The 19,409-nt window shown below is 68.1% G+C and carries 14 protein-coding genes; 6 read left to right on the plus strand and 8 right to left on the minus strand.

Annotation, left to right across the window (positions count from 1 at the left end):
* Positions 1 to 181 precede the first annotated feature (181 nt).
* A complete protein-coding gene (locus RYH79_RS09190; RefSeq protein WP_370898376.1) occupies positions 182 to 1,321 on the minus strand; it encodes a S1C family serine protease in 1,140 nt (379 codons plus the stop codon).
* A gap of 97 nt (positions 1,322 to 1,418) precedes the next feature.
* On the opposite strand from RYH79_RS09190, the gene RYH79_RS09195 reads away from it, so the two are divergent.
* Complete coding sequence (locus RYH79_RS09195; protein ID WP_370898378.1) at positions 1,419 to 2,381, plus strand: ABC transporter substrate-binding protein; 963 nt, start codon at positions 1,419 to 1,421, stop codon at positions 2,379 to 2,381.
* A gap of 148 nt (positions 2,382 to 2,529) precedes the next feature.
* On the opposite strand, the gene RYH79_RS09200 is transcribed toward RYH79_RS09195, so the two are convergent.
* Positions 2,530 to 4,488 (minus strand): sensor histidine kinase, encoded by a 1,959-nt coding sequence (locus RYH79_RS09200; protein WP_370898380.1) that lies wholly within the window; start codon positions 4,486 to 4,488, stop codon positions 2,530 to 2,532.
* A 150-nt stretch (positions 4,489 to 4,638) separates the two neighbouring features.
* Here RYH79_RS09200 and RYH79_RS09205 point away from each other — a divergent pair, with 150 nt between their 5' ends.
* Both RYH79_RS09205 and RYH79_RS09210 read left to right on the plus strand, forming a co-directional pair.
* Positions 4,639 to 5,409 carry a creatininase family protein gene (locus RYH79_RS09205; RefSeq protein ID WP_370898382.1) on the plus strand — a complete coding sequence of 257 codons (771 nt, stop codon included), beginning with the start codon at positions 4,639 to 4,641 and terminating at the stop codon, positions 5,407 to 5,409.
* Entirely contained in the window at positions 5,406 to 6,509 is a 1,104-nt protein-coding gene (locus RYH79_RS09210) for an AIR synthase-related protein (protein WP_370898384.1), read from the plus strand. The genes RYH79_RS09205 and RYH79_RS09210 overlap by 4 nt, the downstream gene beginning before the upstream one ends.
* Here RYH79_RS09210 and RYH79_RS09215 read toward each other — a convergent pair whose 3' ends face one another.
* The gene (locus RYH79_RS09215) at positions 6,510 to 7,481 is read right to left on the minus strand and encodes an alpha/beta hydrolase (RefSeq protein ID WP_370898386.1); all 972 of its coding nucleotides are present in this window, start codon (positions 7,479 to 7,481) and stop codon (positions 6,510 to 6,512) included.
* 381 nt (positions 7,482 to 7,862) lie between these two features.
* On the opposite strand from RYH79_RS09215, the gene RYH79_RS09220 reads away from it, so the two are divergent.
* Positions 7,863 to 9,425, plus strand: a complete 1,563-nt coding sequence (locus RYH79_RS09220; protein ID WP_370898388.1) for a pentapeptide repeat-containing protein — start codon at positions 7,863 to 7,865, stop codon at positions 9,423 to 9,425.
* Positions 9,426 to 9,536: 111 nt separating this feature from the next.
* Here the strand turns inward: RYH79_RS09220 and RYH79_RS09225 are convergent, their stop codons facing one another.
* From RYH79_RS09225 to RYH79_RS09235, 3 genes are all read right to left on the minus strand, one after another.
* Complete coding sequence (locus tag RYH79_RS09225) at positions 9,537 to 10,100, minus strand: hypothetical protein (RefSeq protein ID WP_370898390.1); 564 nt, start codon at positions 10,098 to 10,100, stop codon at positions 9,537 to 9,539.
* 356 nt (positions 10,101 to 10,456) lie between these two features.
* A complete protein-coding gene (locus tag RYH79_RS09230) occupies positions 10,457 to 10,855 on the minus strand; it encodes a PIN domain-containing protein (RefSeq protein WP_370898392.1) in 399 nt (132 codons plus the stop codon).
* Positions 10,852 to 11,046, minus strand: coding sequence for a DUF7557 family protein (locus RYH79_RS09235; protein WP_370898394.1), 195 nt, complete (start codon positions 11,044 to 11,046; stop codon positions 10,852 to 10,854). The genes RYH79_RS09230 and RYH79_RS09235 overlap by 4 nt, the downstream gene beginning before the upstream one ends.
* Positions 11,047 to 11,171: 125 nt before the next feature.
* Here RYH79_RS09235 and RYH79_RS09240 point away from each other — a divergent pair, with 125 nt between their 5' ends.
* Positions 11,172 to 12,881, plus strand: a complete 1,710-nt coding sequence (locus RYH79_RS09240; RefSeq protein WP_370898396.1) for a pentapeptide repeat-containing protein — start codon at positions 11,172 to 11,174, stop codon at positions 12,879 to 12,881.
* Positions 12,882 to 12,927: 46 nt separating this feature from the next.
* Here RYH79_RS09240 and RYH79_RS09245 read toward each other — a convergent pair whose 3' ends face one another.
* Positions 12,928 to 13,650, minus strand: coding sequence for an HAD family hydrolase (locus RYH79_RS09245; RefSeq protein ID WP_370898398.1), 723 nt, complete (start codon positions 13,648 to 13,650; stop codon positions 12,928 to 12,930).
* A gap of 100 nt (positions 13,651 to 13,750) precedes the next feature.
* Positions 13,751 to 16,507 (minus strand): GAF domain-containing protein, encoded by a 2,757-nt coding sequence (locus RYH79_RS09250; RefSeq protein WP_370898400.1) that lies wholly within the window; start codon positions 16,505 to 16,507, stop codon positions 13,751 to 13,753.
* Positions 16,508 to 16,637: 130 nt separating this feature from the next.
* Between RYH79_RS09250 and alaS the strand changes: the two genes are divergently transcribed.
* Positions 16,638 to 19,406 (plus strand): alanine--tRNA ligase, encoded by a 2,769-nt coding sequence (gene alaS / locus RYH79_RS09255; protein WP_370898403.1) that lies wholly within the window; start codon positions 16,638 to 16,640, stop codon positions 19,404 to 19,406.
* Positions 19,407 to 19,409 lie beyond the last annotated feature (3 nt).

The raw sequence follows: 19,409 nt of genomic DNA on the forward strand, positions 1-19,409 counted from the left end.
TGACTCGGTCTGTCGAACGGTCCGCGTCACCCCGACTCGCCCGGTCGCCGTCGCCCCACGGCGACCGGGCGCCGCCTGCGTCGGCGGTCCGTCGCCCCACGGACCGCCGCTCCGACAGGTTCGTGGCTCGGCCGCCGTCGCCCCACGGCGGCCGTGTTCTCTCTCAGATCAGCTCTCCGAGCTACGGCTGCGGTCGACGGCCGAGCGTCACGTCTACCGTCACCCGTTGGCCGTCGCGGACGACCGTCAGCGGGACGGTGTCTCCCGGGTCGGTCTCCAGTGCGAGGTAGTTCGAGAGGTCCGCCTGTGTCTCGACGTCTCGGTCCCCGATTCCGACGAGCACGTCCCCGCCGGTGGGGACCGCGACACCGCGGCGCACCTGGCGGTCGGTCGCCGGCTCCAGACTGCCGCCGGTGGGCCCGCCGGAGACGACTCTGGTGACGATCAGCCCGGCCACGTCGGAGAGCCCGTACACCTCGGCCGCGGTAGGGGTCACCTCCACGATCCCGACGCCGAGGTAGGCGTGTCGGAACTCCCCGTCGGCGATCAGTCTGGGGACGACCCGCTTCGAGAGCGCCGCGGAGATGCCGAAGCCGATGTTCTCCCCCCCGGCGGAGGAGGCGACCGCGGCCACCTCGCCGCCGGCGGTGACGATCGGACCGCCGCTGTTGCCGGGGTTCAACGCGGCGTCCGTCTGGACCGCGTCCGGAATCGAGAAGTTGTTGGGCGCGGGCAGCAGTCGGTCGACGCCGCTGACGATCCCGCGGGAGGCCGATCCGCCGAGGTCGAACGGCGAGCCGATGGCGAGCACCTCCGTGCCGACCGGCGGCTCCGGGTCCGTCTCCACCCACGGCAGCGGCGTCGCGGGGTCCGGGCGACTGGCGGGCCGCAGCACCGCCAGGTCGGAGTACACGTCCGTGCCGACGAGCGTCGCCGACCGCCACTCGTTGCCGCGAAAGCGGAGTCGGTACCGATCGCCGGGCGCCACGACGTGTTGGTTCGTCACGACGTGTGGTCCGCCGGGACCGAGTCCGGTGACGAACCCCGAGCCGCTGGCCGCCTGCCCGCCCGGGTCGTACACGAGCACCCCGACGACGGAGGGAACGGCCTGCTGGTACACCTCGGAGGCGGAGCCGGTCTCGGGCGCTGCCGAGTCGAACGCCGGGCCGGTGTCGCCTCCGGACGCCCCCGGCGCGTCGGCATCGCCCGTAGTGTCGGCCGCGCCGACGCCGGCGAGCCCGTCACGCTCCATCGCCGCGCAGCCGGCGGTACCGCCGAGGAGTCCCGCCCCCGCGGCCGCCAGGAACTGTCGTCGTCTCACGTCCGGTCCAGGGCGGCCACGAGCCTAAAACCCGCGCCGGTTGCCCGCTCGCCCGCCCTCTCGTCAGAAATAAACTGTAGCAAACGGACGTATTAGTGTGATTCAATCGCGCCGGCGTGTCCTGGAGGCCGGTGGCACACTCCTGACCACGGGGTTGGCGGGGTGTTCCGTCGAGAGTCGGTCGTCGGGAGCCGCCGGGCGACGGGGAGCGGACGCGACGGTGACCGTCGGCGCCAAGAACTTCGTAGAGAACCGAATTCTGGGCCACATCGCCGCGGTCGCTCTGTCGGAACTGACGGACACTCACGTCCTGCCGGACGTGCCGTCGAGTTACGAGCGGCGCAACTGGACCGTGCTCCAGTCCGGGCCGTTGGACGTGTACTGGGAGTACACCGGGACGATCTACACCAGCTTCGCGCCGACACACGAGACGCTCCCGGCGGACCCACAGGCGCTACACGACGCCGTCGTTCGGGAGGCGGAGGAGTTCGGCGTCGTCGTGTTCCCGCGGGCCCCGTTCGACAACTCCTTCGTGCTCGTGGCCGACCGGGCGTGGAGCGAGGCGACCGGCGTCCGGTCGCTGAGTGACCTCGCAGCCCACGTCTCCGCGGGCAACACTGGCTTCGGCGTCGCCGTCGGTAACGACTTCCGCGACCGTCCGGACGGCTGGCCGGGGTTGACGACCCACTACGGGTTCGACGCCGCGAAGTTGGACGCGCTCGAGGCCAACGTCCAGACGGTCCCGATCGGGATCACCTACGAGCTGGTGGCGCGAGACGACGCCAGCGTCGCGATGGGGTTCCGGACGGACCCACAGTTGGGCCGCGACTCGTTGGTCGTCCTCCGGGACGACCGCGACTTCTTCCCGACGTACAACCCCGTACCCGTCGCGGACGCGGCGACGGTGACCCGGGACTCGCCCGTCGGCGAGGTGCTGGCGCGGCTCGGCGGCCGCGTCGGCGACGAGGAGACGATCCGACGGCTGAACGGGCGTGTCGCCGACGGCACTCCCCCGGCACAGGTCGCCAGGGAGTTTCTAGAGGCACAGCGCGTGATCTGACCGGGGCCGCGGGTCGACGGCCGCCGACGGAGACGACGCCCGCAGGCAGACACCCGTTGACGACGACGCCCGCAGGCAGACACCCGTTGACGACGACGCCCGCGTGCAGACAAGAACACTCGTAGACAGAGACGACGCCCGTGGACGGCTACAGTGTTCCGACGCCACCCTCGGGAGTCGCTCTGTCGCTGTCGTCCCCCTCGTTGCCGGAGTCCCCGTCCCCACTGTCCGTCTCGCCGCCGTCGACACGCGGGAGTCGGACGACGGCGACAGTGCCGCGGGGGTCGCGGTCGTCGAACCGGAGCTGCCCGTCGAGCTCGGAGACGACCCAGTTGGTCACCCACAGCCCGATTCCGCTGGCGTGGCTGACGGCGGTCTCGTACCCGGCAGACAGCGTCTCCACCTCCGCGTCCGGGATCCCCGGGCCGTCGTCGGCGATCCGGACGCGGACGGCGTCGCCGTCGGCGGTCGCCCGCACCTCGACGGTCGGCGTCTCGCGGTCGTTGTGGACGACGGCGTTCTCCAGGAGGTTCTCGAACACGACCGCGAGGGTGTCGTGGCCCCGGACGAACAGGTCCTCGTCGACCGAACGGTGGACGGTCGCGTCCTCGAACGTCGACTCCAGGTGGTCCACCTCCGTCTGGAGGAGTTCGCCGGCGTCGATCCGCTCGCGGGCGGTGTCGTCGGTCGCCAGCGACTCGACGTACCGGGCCTTGTCCGCCTTCGTCAACAGCCCACGCAGTGTGTCCCGAATCTGTTGGCGGCGCCGCGAGCGCTCGTCGGGGGCGACGCCCGCCTCCAGGAGCTCGAGGTGTCCGATCACGACGTTGAGTCGGTTGCGGAGGTTGTGTCGGAGGAACCGGTTGAGCACGGAGATCATCGCCTTCTGGTTCTCGACGGCCTCGTTGCGGCGTTCCAGCTCCGCCCGGGCCGCCTGTGCGGTGGCGCCGGCGTCTTCCGCCACCCGGATCTGTTCGACCAGTCGGTCGCGCATCCGTCGGACGGCGGTGAACAGCTCGCCGATCTCGTCGTCGCGGTCGTTGTCCAGCCGCACGTCGTAGTCGCCGGCCTCGATCGCCTCCGCTCGCCGCGAGAGGGTGCGGACGGCAGAGACGGTGTCGCGGCCGGCGACGCCGCCGATGACGACGACACCCACGAGGGTGAGCACGACCAACAGGCCGATTCCGCGGGTGACAGTGCGCTCCAGTCGGTAGGCCTGGGCCGTCGGAGCGTGTTTCACCAGCACCCAGTCCGTCCCACTGACCGGAGCGTACGCCTGGACGTAGTCACCCTCGAGCGTCCGTTCCCTGGCGCCGTCGTCGACGATCCCCGACTCACCGTCGCGGCCGCGGGCGACGACCGGCGCGGTCGCGTTCGTCGCCATCTGGTACGGCCGGCCGGTCGCGGCGGCGTCACCGGCGACCACCACTCGTCCGTTGGCGGCGACGACTCGAGTGAAGCCGTCCTGGGTGACGGCCTGGAACGTCTCGTCGACGCTGTCGGCGCGGACGGTGAGGATCAACAGCGTCTCGGGCGACGCCGACACCGGGGAGACGAACCCGATCACCCGGGTCCCACGGGGGTTCTGGAACGGGTCCGTCACGTAGCTGTCCGTGAACCCGTCGAACGCGACCGTTCCGAGTCGGACGGCGGGGCCGAGCGGCTCACCGCGCGCGAGCCGGTCGTCCGTCGTGGCGACGACAGTCCCGTCTCGGACGGACACGAGGTGGAGGTTCGCGGTCGACGCCGGCAGCTTCGACAGCTTGTCGCTCAACAGCCGCGAGAGCCGGGCGGGGTCGCCGGAGAGTCCGGCGGTGTCGGACACCAACACGGCCTGTGACCGGCCGGCGGCGACGAACTCCGACAGCTCGTCGGCCTCCGACTCCGTCTGTGTCAGCAGTCGTTCGTCCACGTCCGCCTCCAACACGGACGACAGCTGTGCCTGGACGAGGACGCCACTGACCGCGACCACGACGACGATCAACAACAGGGCCACCAACAGCTTCGCCGAGTACGACTCCCGAACGCGGGCCGGCAGTAGTCTGACGACTACTCGGACGGCCCCGACGGCGCGCTCGCCACCCGGTCTGTCGTCACCCCCCGCCACGAACGCTTACCACCCCGTGTGCCCCCGCCGCTCGTCTGGCCCCAGTGACATATCGACGCAACTCAGTGTGGTTCGCCGTGGTTCATGAACCTTCGGTCACGTCCGTCGGCGACCCACGGGATTCTTCGGCTGTCCCGACGTTGTCCGGGTATGCGCCTGGCAGAGCAGACCTGGCCGGAGCTGCGCGACAGCTTGGACGGGGAGTCGCTCGCGGTCGTCCCCACGGGGTCGACGGAGCAACACGGGCCACACCTCCCGCTGGCGACGGACTACCTGATCGCGGAGTCGTTGGCCGAGGCGGCGACCGAGGAGACGGGTGCCGTGCTCACGCCGCCGGTCCGGATCGCAGTGTCGGAACACCACCGACAGTTCCACGGGACGATGTGGGTCGAGCCGGAGCTGTTCCGCGACTACGTCGAGAGCTTCGTCCGGAACCTCACCTACCACGGCTTCGACCGCGTGTTGTTCGTCAACGCTCACGGGGGCAACGTCCAACACCTCCGCGAGGTGGGTCGCCGACTCCGCCGCGACCGAACCGCCTACGCGATCGAGTGGATGTGGGACGAGTCGATTCCGGATCTGGTCGACGGCCTGTTCGAACAGAACGGCCCCCACGGCGGCCCAAAAGAGACGTCGATGATAATGCACGTCGCCCGGGAGCTCGTCCGCGAGGATCGGCTCGCAGACGCCCGGGACGGCGGGCTGACGGAGATGACGGCCGCCGACGCCCGGCAGTTCGGCGCGCGGACGTTCTACGAGTCGGTGGACAACTCCGACAACGGCGTGTTCGGCGACCAGACGGACGCCACCCCGGAGAAGGGCGCCCAGTTGTTCGAGGCGGCGACGGAACAGCTCGTCCACCTGATCGAGTGGCTGGACGACCAGCCGTTCGACGCGCTGATGCCGGATCCACACAAGTGACGTCCGAGGACGACGCGCCGGACGGTCGACCCGACGGGTCGGGCGAGGAACCCGCCGAGACGGAACGGCTCGGGAAGGTCGACGACGACTTCTTCGCCGACCTGATCGCGCCCGACCTCGGTGCCGACCGCGAGGACGTGTCGCTCGGCCCCGCACACGGTGTCGACTTCGGTGTGGTGGACGTGGGCGACCAGGCGCTCGTGACGGCGACGGACCCCCTTTCGGTCCTGCCCGCACTGGGGTTCGAGCGCGCCGGCCGGTTCGCCGTCTCGTTCGCGCTGTCGGATGTGGCCGTCTCCGGGATCGCCCCCTCGCACGTCGCCGTCTCGCTGTCGCTCCCGACCGAGATGGACCGCTCGGAGTTCGCGGCGTTCTGGGACGGACTCACGGCGGAGTGTGCCGACCTCGGCGTTGCGGTCGTCACGGGCCACACGGCACAGTACCCCGCAGCGTCGTACCCCTGGGTCGGCGCGACGACCGTCTTCGGCGTCGGCGACCACGCGGACGTGATCCGCCCGGACGGCGCTCGTCCGGGCGACGATCTCGTCGTCACGGAGGGGCCGGCCGTCGAGACTGCCGGACTCCTGTCGACGTTGTTCCCCGAGGAATTCGCCGCGTTGGGTGCCGAGACGGTCGCGGACGCGCAGGCGTGTCTCGACCGGACGGGCGTCACCCGCGACGCTCGGGCCGCCGTGACTGCCGCTCGGGAGGCGCACGGAGACACACTCGCTGCGCCGATCTCCGCGATGCACGACGCCACCGAGGGCGGACTGCGCGGCGCGCTGTGTGAGACCGCCGCCGCTAGCGGGGTCCGGCTCGACGTGACCCGCGAGCGGGTGCCGACCGATCCGGCGGCACTCGCCGTCGCGGACCACCTCGGGATCGACCCCTGGGCGTGTACGACGGCCGGGAGTCTCCTCCTGGCCGTCGACCCCGCCGCGACGGAGACTGTCGTCGCGGCGCTGGAGGATCGCGGGACGGCCGCCGCGGCCGCGGGGAGTGTGCGGGAGGGTGAAGGCGTCCGGATCGACGGCGAGCGTGTCGAGCCGCCCGACGAAGACCCGTCGTGGGACGCCTGGGCGACGCTCGACGGAGCGTAGTCAGAGTCGAGCGTCCACGTCTGCGAGGACGGCGTCGGAGGCTCGCTCGGCAGCCGGCACACCCGTCTCTTCTTCGCTCGCGTCGTCCGCGAACGAGACGAACCCGTGTGGCAGTCCCTCGGCGACGGTCTCGTCGACCGCCACGCCGGCAGCGCGCAGGCGGCGCGCGTACGCCACCGCCTCGGAACGCAGCGGGTCGTGACTCCCGACGGCGACGACCGCGGGCGCGACGCTCGACAGCACCCTCTCGTCGGCCTGCAACGGCACGGCGTAGGGGTTCGCGGCGTCCGCCGGGTTCGCCAGGTACGTCCGCCAGAACTCCCGCACGTCCCGGACGGTCAGCAACGGCCCGTCGGCGTGTTCCTGCCGCGAGTCGCCGTCGAAGCCGGGCGCGAGCATCGGGTAGAACAACGCCTGCACCGCCAGGTCCACGTCCAGATCGAAGCCGAGCGGGCGGTCGGCGGCGGCCGCGAGCGCGACCGCCGCCGCGAGGTTCCCCCCGGCGCTCGTGCCCGCGACGCCGACGCTGCCGTCGCCGCCCAGATCCGCCACGACGCCGTCGACCCACTCGACGGCCGCGACCGCGTCCGCGACGGCCGCCGGGAACGGGTGCTCGGGCGCGAGGCGGTAGTCCACGCTCACGACGACCGCGCCGAGCCGGCGGCAGAGCCGGCGACAGATCCCATCGGCGGAGTCGAGCGTGCCGAGCTGCCAGCCGCCGCCGTGGTAGAAGACCAGCGTCGGCGCGGGCGTCTCCTCGGGGCGGTACACCCGTACCGGGACGCGGCCGCCCGGGCCGTCGAACCCCAGGTCCGTCGCCCGCGCGACCGGGAGGTGCGCGTCCGTGGAGAACAGTTCGTCCTCGACGCGCCTGGCGTCCGCCGTGGCGAGCGCGTGCCACTCCGGGACGCCGAGGGCCTCGATCTCCGCGACCGCCTCGGCGAACGCCGGGTCGAGTGCTGCACGAGTCACTGTCTGTCGGTTTGTTTGGTGGGTGGAAAGGGTGTGTGGTGTGGGTGGGTGTGATTGGGTGACTGGTGGTATTATATTTGCTCGAATGTGATATGTGGTATGGGTAAAGTACCGGCAGAGTACTGTGGGTACGAGTGGCCGAGTGATTGTGACCGAGTTAATCACACAGAGCGGTCAGATTCGGACGAGAGAGACGTTCACAAACAGACGACTTGTATCCGAGAGCCACTTCCCGATAGTTCTCATTGTCCGTGGCACGCACTCCCCAGTGAGACAGACAAGGAAATCGAAACTAAACTATACAGTTCCAAAGCCACCAAGGAGCCGGGCACAGAGAACGATTACACCGAGGCTCTAGATGGAGCGACGGCTGTCGGTAAGGTGTTTAGTGACACGTTAGACCTCAGCAGAATGCGTCTTCGAGGCGCAAATTTTTCCGGAGCAAGTTTTCAGAATACTGACCTGTCAGAATCGAATCTCCGAAATGCGGACTTATCTGGTACAGATTTTAACAATGTAGACCTTTCTGGTGCAGATCTCTCTGGGTCAGACCTTCGAGAATGTAACTTATCCAAGTCCAAGCTTCAACACAGTGATCTATCCAGAGCCTACCTCCCAAAAGCTAAAATTTCTGAGTCCAAAGTACACGAGACAAATTTTCTCGATTCCAACTTAGAGAGAGCAGACCTCAGTCAGACAGAGGTCGACAAGACCAATTTCACGGACGCGAATTTACATGACGCAGATCTTACCGGAACTCAATTTTCAAGTACAGTATTTAAAGGTATAGATCTTTCGGAGGCAGATCTCATGTACGCTGATCTATCTAATCTAGATCTGTCACACATAAACCTACGTGGTTGCGATTTGTCACACGCCAAATTAATAGGAGCAGATTTGTCTAACTCTAATATTTCAGGTTCAAAAATTTGTAATGCAAAGCTTGTGAATGCTACGCTGAGAGATGCTTCTTTACAAGAAAGTGATCTGTGGAATACCACATTCCACAATGCCAATATGCAAGGAGCAGCCCTCTCATCTTCTGATCTTCCTCGATCAGATTTTTCTAGTGCTAACCTAAAAAGTGCTAAATTTGTCGATTCCAACTTACCGTATTGTGACTTTCGGTGTGCCAACCTCTCGGATGCAGATTTAGAAAAGTGTTCACTCTGGAAGGCCGATTTTCGGGTTGCTACTGTAAGGAATACGGACTTTCGAAGGGCTGATCTCTCGAAGGCGAGCCTTCGGAAATCTGATCTTTCACAAGCCCATCTCCGTTATGCGGACCTCTCGAAGGCGAATCTCGAGAACGCCAATCTTTCAAGCCGAGATCTCCGCGGAGTAGAATTCGATGATACGAACCTTGCTGGAGCAATACTCTCTGGCTTGAGTGTAAATAGCACTACAAGTGTTGAACGGTTAGCGGAGCCGAATTCGCCTCTTTCGATCAAGGTTCGACAAACCATATTTTTCCTAGAAAGCACAAAAGAAAATTACTGGGAACCGGACGACTGGGACCGCACAGCACAAGCATACCACGATCTTAAAACTGAATTTCACGACAATGGTTTCATTAGGCAAGCGCGCCGTCTGCACATTTGGGAGCGTCAGGCGCGTCGTCAGGAGACGGTTGTTGATTCGGGTTGGCTTGCGAGCCGGCAGCTCACTCAGTTCGTCTCGGGACTGTTCACCGACTATGGAGTCGGAGTACTGAAGCTTTTAAAAACGATGATTGCACTGTACACTGTTTCAGTGGTCATCTACGCCGCTGCCGGCGTCGCCGACCCTCTCACCTACAGCACAATCACGTTCGTCACCGCGCCACCAAAGGGAGCCGATAAACTCCCACTCTGGGCGCGCTTCGTCGCCAACGTCGAGACGTTCTTCGGCACACTCCTGATCGTCTCGCTGGGCTTCGTGCTCGGCAACCGCGAGCAGTTCTGACGGGCTCGCTCACCACCCGATTCGCTGTCACCTCGATCTCGACGATCCGGTCGGAAAGAACGTCTAGACGGACGCGAGACGGTCAGCGCCCCCGGCGCCCGCCGCTACGCGTCACTCCGGCCCGGCGTACCCCGCCGCTTCGAAGCTGCGGCCTGTGTCGGCGTTCGAGGCGTCTGCGTCGCCGTCGCTGGCGCGAGTCTCGCTATCGTCGCCGTTGCGACCGCTGTCGCCGTCGTGGCTCTCGCCGCCACTCACCCGCCGTCGATCCGCCTGCGTCGGCGTCTCGACGACGGTGAACAGCAGTTCGATCAACACGCCCGTGATCTCCTCCTGCTCCGCGGCCGTGACCTCGTAGGCCGCGCCGGTGTCGCCCGCGCCGGGCACCGCCGCGGACAGATCCCGCCCATCGGGCTCCGCGACGACCGCCGCGCCCCGCACGTCTGCCAGCGCCTCCGTCACCACGGACAACAGCCGCTGGAGCTGGCCCGCGCCGGCGACCCCCTCGCCCGCGAGCGAGCCGCGCACCGCCTCGACCCGGGCGCGCAGTTCGTCCGCGCGGTAGCCCGGCAGCGGCTGTTCGTCGATGTCCAGTAGAAACTCCTCGTAGTCTGCCGCGAGCGTCGCTGCGTCCGTCGTGCCGTCAGGTTTTACTGACGGTGAAGCGTTCGAACACATGTCGTGTGATGGACCGCACGACACTGCGATGGGAGGGCGTTCCAGCGCCCTGCCGTTTTTCACGGCGCCCACCACAGCGTCGTAGTTCGATGTGTGGAGAGTGCGGGTACTAAATGTTACGGCGGCGTTGAACTAGTGACAATTCGTGAACATAGAGTTATTGATAGTTTGAAACGAACAGGCCGAAGACAGTCCGCGACGAGCGAGCAATCGAGAAGCCCCAATCCGTCGCCGGGTGGCGTGGCGTGCGCCAGGGGCCACCGTTGTCGCCGTCGGCAACTGCCCTCGGCGGGACACTGCTACTCGTCTCACTGGTGTTCGTGTTCCACAGCAGCGGGCGGTTCTGACCCGACGGCTCACCGTGCTTTACTCAGACTCGTCAGATTCAGTAGTTCCGCGAGAACCGTCGTCTCGAAGTCGTCGTCCGTGACGACGAGTTCGTCCCCCGTGGATCGCGCAGTCGCAGCGACGATCAGATCCCGTGGTGCCATCCGTTCGCCGGCACTCATCAGTCGGTCCTGAATCCGCCCCGCCTCCAGAGCGATCCGCTCGTCGCAGTCGATCGCTCGAACGCCGTCGAACTCCTGTCGAACCCCGACGACATCCGTCTCCCCGCCGCCGACCCGCCCGTTCACCACCTCGAAGACGCATATCACTGAAGTGAAGTACGGCTGTCCACGGTCCTCCACGTAGCGAACCACCTCTGGAACGTCTTCGATCATGTCGACGATGACCGACGTGTCGAGGAACGTCACCGTTCGAAACTCTCCCGAGAACGCTGGATCGACTCGCGGACGCGGTCTGCCTCCTCCTCGCTCCACGCGCCGACGTTGATCGGCTCTTCGACTTCCATCAGACGAGTCAGCAACTCGTCGAACGTCTCGCCGTCCTCTTTCAACAGTTCGAGTGACTGCTTCGTGTCCTCCGAGACCTGAATCGTGCTCACGGGTGTACGATCCGCTTGCACCAACAATCACCTTTCGGTGGTAATCGTTGCACCGCGGACCAAACGCCACGCCAGCCACACCAGCCGGTAGTCGTTTTATCCGTCTCAACGCCGAACCCACCGCCGTGGACGGAGCGCCAGCAGGACGCTGCGGCTACGAGTGGCCCGCAGACTGTCCGTCGTTCGACTACGACGACTACTGGCTCCTCCAGCCGGGCGCCAGCCACGGCCAGACGACCTGCATTCGCGCGTCGCTGCCGGACACCGACCGCTGCGTGTGGCACGCCCGCCCCGACGAGACGAGCCGGAAGACCGCCGACCGACTGCGGGACAGTCGCGCAGCCACGTCGCCCGAGACGGATCACGCTCCGACACTCGACGGCGCGGTGCTCGCCGGCGTCGCGGTCGACGGCCCCCTGGACCTCCGCGGCGCGTCGCTCCGAGACGCCGACTTCTCGGGGGCGACGCTGACGAACGTCGACCTCGCCGACGCGAATCTCCGGAGCGCCGACCTGTCGGGGGCGACACTCGCGGACACGACCCTCGCGGGCGCGAATCTCCAGTCTGCCGACTTCTCGCGGGCGACGTTCGTGAACGCCGACCTCTCGGAGGCAGCGCTTCTCGCCGCCGACTTCTCCGAGGCGGAGACCGCTCGGAGCGGGGCCAGCCAGAGCGACACCGACGGAGACGACACCGACGGAGACGACACCGACAGGAGCGACACCGACAGGAGCGACACCAGTCGCGCCAGTGACGACACGAGCCGCCAGAACGGCGACCCCTCACCTCTGACACTCACTGGGGCGAGTATGTCGAACGTGGACCTCCAGTCGGCCGATCTCTCGAGAGCCGACCTGTCGGACGCGACCCTCACCGAGGCGAAGCTGTTCCGGACGACACTCGCGGGGGCGACTCTCCGCGGGGCCGACCTGTCGCGAGCGACGGTCGGCGAGGGCCGGTACGTCGCCGGGCTGGCCGTCGAGTACCCGAACCCGAACCCCCAGACTGTCGACCTGTCGGGGGCGGACCTCCGGGACGCAGATCTCGTGGAGGCGGATCTCCGACGCGCCGACCTCTCGGACGCGCGACTCCAACGCGCGAACCTCTCGCTGGTGGAGCTCCCGGGCGCGGATCTCGCTGGCGCGGCACTCGGCGACACCGACCTCTCGGGGACGAACCTCCAGGGGGCCAGCCTCCGCGAGACAGCCTTCGCGGCGACCGACCTCTCCGGTGCGGATCTCTCCGAGACGGACCGCTCGGGGGTGAGTTTCCGCGGCGCGGAACTCGCTGGGGTGGATCTGTCCGGCGCGGATCTCTCAGAGACGGATCTCTCGGGGGTCGTCCTCCAACGCGCCACCCTCTCGGGAGCGACACTCCACGGAGCCGACCTCTCGGAGGCGACCCTCACGAGAACGGATCTCTCCGACCTGGATCTCTCGACGACGGCGTTGTCCGGTGCCGACCTCTCCGAGACTGATCTCCGGGACACAGATCTCTCCGGGTGTGACCTGTCTGGGGTCGCACTCGACGGCGCGAATCTCGCCGGCACGGATCTCTCGGGCGTTACGGTCGACGACACGACGACCGCCGGCGGGGTCGTGGAACAGCCCACAGCCGCGGCGTGGGGGGAGCTGGCCGACGCCTACGCCGACCTCGCTGCGGCGTGCCGTGCGGCCGGCTCCGAGGAGGCGGCGCGTCGACTGGCGACGAGTGAACGTCGGGCCCGGCGCCGCGAGGCGGCCGCCGCAGACGGGTGGCTCTCGCGGCGACACCTCTCCTCGTTCGCTCGCGATCGACTCGCCGCGTGTCGGGCGACCGTCCGTCGTCGCCTCTGAGCTCCCGTTCGACGACCGCGGGTGACGCCGACTACACTGTCCCGGCTCAGTCCGGCCCAGACACCGCGTCGGTCGGCTCTCTCGCCTCACTCGCCGCAGTGTACTCCGGCGGGCTGGGGGCGGCGACGCCCGACAGCTCCGAGAAGTCCGGGACTCGGTAGTCCGCCCGCACACAGCGCCCGCGGCGGGCGTGCCCGTGCCGTTCGACGTGGACGGCGTCCAAGCCGGCGTTCCAGGCGGCGCCCACGTCGCTCTGGCCGTCGCCGAGCAGCACGCCGTCGACGTCACCCTCGAATCCCAGCTCCGAGAGCACCTGGCGGACGGGCGCGGGGTCGGGCTTGTACCCCGTCTCCCGGTCACACGAGAGGAAGGCGTCGAACCACTCGTCGATCTCCAGCGTCTCGACGACGGGGTACGCCAGGAACGCGGCGCAGTGGGTGACGACACCCACCGGCACGTTGGCCTCGCGGAGTCGACGGATCAGTCGGGCGGCGTCGTCGTAGACGTACGACGCCGCGGCGCGGGCCTGGGGGTCCTCCGCGTCGTGGAACACCTCCCAGAAGCGCTCCGGGTCGATCCCCCACTCCCGGAGGTGTTCGTTCCGGGTTCGCGTCAGCCCGTGCCAGAGGTCCTCGGCCTGGCGGTCGGTGAACTCGTAGTCGAGTCGGTCGCCGGTGCGGTCGAAGACGGCCCGCGTGTACGCCCACTCCGCGTCGACGACCGTCCCGTCCAGGTCGAACAGCCACACGTCGTACTCCTCTGGGCCCATCGGAACGACGAGTAGACGGTCCGTGTGGGTAAACCCCCGGACCGTGTCTGGGGGTGTGACTGTCTCGGGGTGTGACCGTGCCGACGTGCGACGGTCCCACTCAGGTCTCGAAGTGGAACGCCGCGCCGCCGGCCGACGACTCGTCGAGGTCGACACTCCAGCCGTGAGCCTCGGCGATTCGGCGGACGATGGGCAGCCCGAACCCGGTGCCGTCCTCGCTGTGGGTGACGCCGGCGTCGAACACCTCGTCGCGCTCTTCTTCCGGCACCCCGGGACCGTCGTCGGCGACGACGAACCCCGACTCCGTCCGGGCGACCCGGACGGCCACGTCCGGCCCACCGTGTTCGACGGCGTTGCGGTAGAGGTTCTCGAACAGCTCCGACAGCCGGTCGGCGTCCGCTTCGACCGTCAGCCCGTCGGTGTCGCCGGTGTCGAGCGTGGCGTTGGCGGTGTCGACGTGCCCCCAGGCCGACTCCGCGACGGCCGCCAGTTCGACGGGCGCCGCGTCGCCGACGACCTCGCCTTCCCGGGCGAGCGTGAGCAGATCCTCGACGAGCGCCTCCATCCGGTCGATCGCCTCCTGCACCCGGTCGAAGTGGTCCGGGTCGCCCGTCTTGCGGGCCATGTCGAGCCAGCCGTCGGCGATGGAGATGGGGTTGCGGAGGTCGTGGCTGACGACGGAGGCGAACTCGTCGAGCCGTTCGTTCTGGTGGCGGAGCTCCCGTTCGCGTTCCTTCCGCTCTGTGATGTCGGAGTAGATGGCGTAGCCCGCGACGTTCTCCGTCCCCAGCTCCAACGGGACGACGTACATCAGGAAGTCCCGGAGCCCGTCGGCCGTCTGCCGACGCCCCTCGTGGCGGACGTTCTCGCCGGCCCGGAGTCGTTCGTTCAGTCGACTGGTGTCGCGTTCGACCTCCGTCTCCGCCTCCGGGACGAGGTACTCGTCTAAGTTCTCGCCGACGAGGGCCGACTCGTCGTAGCCGAACGTCTCCTCGAACGCCTCGTTCACCTGGCCGACGATGGGGCCGTCGGCCGTCATCTCGAAGGAGACGACGGCGTCCGGAATGTTCTCGAACAACGCCGACAGCCGGTCGCGTTCGTCCCGGAGCCCGGCCTCCGCTCGGACGCGCTCCAGAGAGACGGCGACGTGTGCCATCAACAGCTCCGCCCGCTCGACGTCGTCGGAGTCGAAGGCGGCCGTCTCCGTCGACACGGCCTGGAACACGCCGACGTCGCCGAGCGGGAGGCTGATCGCCGCGCGGTACTCCTGTTTCGTCGGGTCGGCGTCCGACTCGGCCGCCAGGTCGTCGACGACGATCACCTCCCCCGTGCGGTACGTCTTGCTCGCCAGGTTCTCGTCGTCGACGCTGCGGGGCTCGGACTGGACCGTCTCGTCGGAGATGGCGGCCGGAATCAGCCGCCGGCCGTCCTCGGAGACGAGGTCGATCGACGAGAGGTCGAACGCCAACACGTCCTTGGCGGCCGCCATCGCCCGCTCGATCACCTCCGACTCGTCGTCGGCGGCGGCGACGCGGGTCGCCGCCTCGTGGAGTCGTTCGGTCGTCTCGCGGGACTCCCGGAGCGCCTGCTCGGACTCGATCCGCTCCAGCGTCGTCGTCGCGTACGACACCAGGAGCTCCGCCAGTTCGAGATCCGTCTCGTCGTAGGCGTTCGGCGCGGCCGACACCGCCTGGAACACCCCGTTCTCGCCGAACGGGACACTCACGCCCGACCGGTAGCTGTCGTCGCTCGGTGTCGCCCGGTCGTCGTCGGTCACGTCGTCGACGACGATCGACTCCCCGCTGGTGTACGTCGCCTCCATCACGCTGTCGCCGTGGCCACGGACGATCTCGCCGGGGGCGCCGATGTCGGCGGCGTCCGCGAGCACGCGGAACCCGGCGGGCGTCGCCTCGACGAGCGCACAGCCGTCGAACCGGAGCACGTCCGCCGCGATCTCGACCGTCCGGTCGTACAGTTCGTCGGGCGTCTCGGCGTCGATCAGGTCCGTCGCGGCGCGGTGGAGGGCAGTGATCCGCTCTCGACGACTCCGGGCGTCCGCCTCCGCCGACAGCCGTTCGCGCGTCTCTTCGACGTGAGCCGCCAGCAGCTGAGCGATCTCCACGTCCGGCGCGGTGAAGGCGTTCGGCTCCGTCGCGCCCAACTGGAGCACGCCGTCGTCGCCGATCGGGACGGACAGCACGGAGACCGTCTCCGTCCCGTGAGTGGTCGCTCGCTCGTCTGTACGAACGTCGTCGACGAGGCGCGGAGCGCCGGCCGCGAGGGTCGCGCCCGCGAGGCTGTCCGTCGACTCCGACTCCGGCGCCCAGTCACCCTCCGTGCTGGCGACCGTCTGGAGGCGGTCTCCCTCCCGGAGCAGGACCACTGCGTGGTCGAACCTGACCACTTCGGCTGCGACCTCCAGGCACCGATCGTACAGCTCTGCCGTCGACCGGACGGCCGCTAGCTCCGTCGTCCCGTCGTGGAGCCTCGCCAACTGACGGCGGCGTTCGCGGAGTTGGAGTCTGGTCTGCCCCTCTGCCGCGTGGCGAATCTCGTCCGCGAGGTGGACGGCGTCGTCGCCGTCGGTCCGGCGAACGAACCCGGACAGCCAGGCGGCCGTCGGCGGCTCCGTCGCGTACGCGACGACCGGAACCCCGGCCGCACGGACGGCCGACAGCGCCGTCCCGTCCAACAACGGTGCGCCGACGAGCACGACCACGTCGTACGCCGGGCCGACTGTCGTCGAGAGCGTGTCGCGGTCCGTGCTGTCGACCGAGAACCCGTCGGAGCCGGCGAGTCGCCTCGCCGTCTCGTCGTCGCCGACGACGAGCAACGTCAACGTCAGTTCCGGGCCCATGTCCTGGTCAGCACTACTCGTAGTAGCGACACGACTTCACAAAAAACTGGCGAGACGGCCGGCCTCTGCGGGTTGGGCCGGCGACAACTCCCGGAACCCTTTTGCGGAGAGCCGGACCAAACAGGCACGAATGAGTGATCTCACCGAAGCCTACCGACTGGACTACTTCGAGGCGGAGGGCTTCCACCGGATGGAGTGTTCTTCCTGTGGGACCCACTTCTGGACCCGTGACGGCGACCGCGAGCTGTGTGGGGAGCCGCCGTGTGAGGAGTACAGCTTCATCGACGACCCCGGTCTCGACCGCGAGTACAGCCTGAGCGAGATGCGGGAGGAGTTCCTCTCGTACTTCGAGGAACACGACCACGAACGGGTCGACCCGTACCCGGTCGCGGCCAACCGGTGGCGCGACGACGTGCTCCTGACACAGGCGTCCATCTACGACTTCCAGCCACACGTCACGAGCGGGGCGTCGCCGCCGCCGGGCAACCCCCTGGCCGTCTCCCAGCCGTGTATCCGGATGGGCGACATCGACAACGTCGGCCGGACCGGGCGCCACACGATGGCGTTCGAGATGATGGGCCACCACGCGTTCAACGCCGACGAGGGGACGGACTACGCCTACGAGGGTGAGGTGTACTGGAAAGACGAGTGTGTGGAGTTCTGTGAGGGGTTCTTCGAACGGTTCGGCGTCGACTTGGAGGAGCTGACGTTCATCGAAGACCCGTGGGTCGGCGGCGGCAACGCCGGCCCGGCGTTCGAGGTGATCTACCGCGGGGCAGAGCTGGCGACGCTCGTCTTCATGTCGATGGAGCGGGACCCAGACGGGGAGTTCGAGATGAAAGACGGCAACCGGTACAGCCGGATGGACCGCCGGGTGATCGACACCGGCTACGGGCTCGAACGGTGGACCTGGATGAGCCAGGGCACCCCGACCGTCTACGAGGCGGTGTACCCGGAGACCATCGAGTTCCTGCGAGACGCCGCCGGGATCGAACACACCGAGGAGGAACGACGGCTCGTGGCCCGAGCCTCCCGGCTCGCCGGCAAGCTGGACATCGACGACGTAGAGGACTTCGCGGCCGCTCGCCGGGAGGTGGCAGACGAGCTGGGCGTCGACGCCGACCGACTGACGACGCTGTTGGAGCCGTTGGAGGACATCTACGCCGTCGCCGACCACTGTCGCACCCTGGCGTACATGTTCGGCGACGAGATCGTCCCGTCGAACGTCGGCACCGGCTACCTCGCACGGATGGTGCTGCGCCGGACGAAACGGCTCGTCGACCGGGTCGGCGTGGACGCTCCGTTGGACGAGCTCGTCGACATGGAGGCCGAGCGGCTCGGGTACGAGAACCGCGACCTGATCCGTGACGTGGTGCGGACGGAGGTGCGGAAGTACCGCGAGACGCTGGAGCGGGGCCGTCGACGAGTCCGTCAGCTCGCCGAGGAGTACGCCGACGCCGACGAGCCGGTGCCGACGGAGGAGCTGATCGAGCTGTACGACTCACACGGCATTCAACCGGACACGGTCGTCGAGATCGCCGACACGGAGGGGGCAGACGTGGACGTGCCGGACGACTTCTACGGGCTCGTCGCCGAGCGCCACGACACGGCCGACGGCGACGAGACGGCCGCGGAGACGGACGACCGGGTGGTCGACCTCCCGGAGACGGATCGGCTGTACTACGACGACCAGGAACGGACGGAGTTCGAGGCGGTCGTCCTGGACGTGTTCGAGCGGGGCGACGACGGAGGCTACGACGTCGTCTTAGACCAGACGATGTTCTACCCGGAGGGCGGCGGCCAGCCGGCCGACCACGGGACCCTCTCGACGGACGAGAACACGGTAGAGGTGACGGACGTCCAGATCCACGACGGGGTCGTACTCCACCGCACGGACGGCGATCCGGGGAAGGGTGACTTCGTCCGTGGCCAGATCGACGTCGACCGCCGTCGTCGGCTGATGCGACACCACACCGCGACCCACGTCGTCGGCCACGCCGCCCGCCAGGTGCTCGGTGATCACGTCCGTCAGGCCGGCGCCCAGAAGGGACTCGACTCCTCGCGGCTGGACGTGACCCACTACGCCCGGATCTCTCGTGAGGAGGTCGAGGAGATCGAGCGCGTCGCCAACGAGCTCGTCCGGGAGAACGTCCCCGTCACACAGTCGTGGCCGGGACGCAACGAGGCGGAAGCGGAGTACGGCTTCGACCTCTACCAGGGTGGGATCCCGCCGGGCGAGGAGATCCGCGTGATCGAAGTGGGACCGGACGTTCAGGCGTGTGGCGGGACCCACGTCGCCCGGACCGGCAACATCGGGACGATCAAGCTGCTGTCGACGGAGCCCGTCCAGGACGGCGTCGAACGGCTCGTGTTCGCGGCCGGCGAGGCGGCGATCGAGGCGACCCACCGCGAGGAGAACGCGCTGTACGAGGCCGCCGAGGCGTTGGACGTCGACCCGCAGGACGTGCCCGAGACCGCACGTCGTTTCTTCGGCGAGTGGAAGGAACGCGGCAAGGAGATCGACCGGCTGCAGGAGGAACTGGCGGAGGCACGCGCCGCCGCGACCGGCGACACCGTCGACGTGGGCGGGGTCGAGGCCGTCGTCCGGCGGGTCGACACCGACACGGACGAGCTCCGAGCGACCGCCAACGCCCTCGTGGAGGAGGGGACGGTCGCGGTCCTCGGCTCCGGCGCCGACGACTCCGCGACGTTCGTCGTCGGCGTGCCCGAGACGGTCGGCGTCGACGCCGGCGAGGTGGTGTCACAGTTGGCCCGCCGAGTCGGCGGCGGCGGCGGCGGCCCGCCGGACTTCGCCCAGGGCGGTGGGCCGGACGTATCGGCGCTGGACGACGCCTTAGACGACGCGCCGGACGTGTTGGCGCGGGTCGTCGACGCCTGAGCC

Origin of the sequence: Halobaculum sp. MBLA0143, assembly GCF_041361465.1 — an archaeon.
In the GTDB taxonomy this organism is placed as follows: domain Archaea; phylum Halobacteriota; class Halobacteria; order Halobacteriales; family Haloferacaceae; genus JAHENP01.

Excerpts from the sequence above, each read along its gene's own strand:
- RYH79_RS09225 (WP_370898390.1), bottom strand. The coding sequence starts at position 10,100 with ATGTGTTCGAACGCTTCACCGTCAGTAAAACCTGACGGCACGACGGAC.
- RYH79_RS09250 (WP_370898400.1), bottom strand. The coding sequence starts at position 16,507 with ATGGGCCCGGAACTGACGTTGACGTTGCTCGTCGTCGGCGACGACGAG.
- RYH79_RS09245 (WP_370898398.1), bottom strand. The coding sequence starts at position 13,650 with ATGGGCCCAGAGGAGTACGACGTGTGGCTGTTCGACCTGGACGGGACG.
- RYH79_RS09205 (WP_370898382.1), top strand. The coding sequence starts at position 4,639 with ATGCGCCTGGCAGAGCAGACCTGGCCGGAGCTGCGCGACAGCTTGGAC.
- alaS (WP_370898403.1), top strand. The coding sequence starts at position 16,638 with ATGAGTGATCTCACCGAAGCCTACCGACTGGACTACTTCGAGGCGGAG.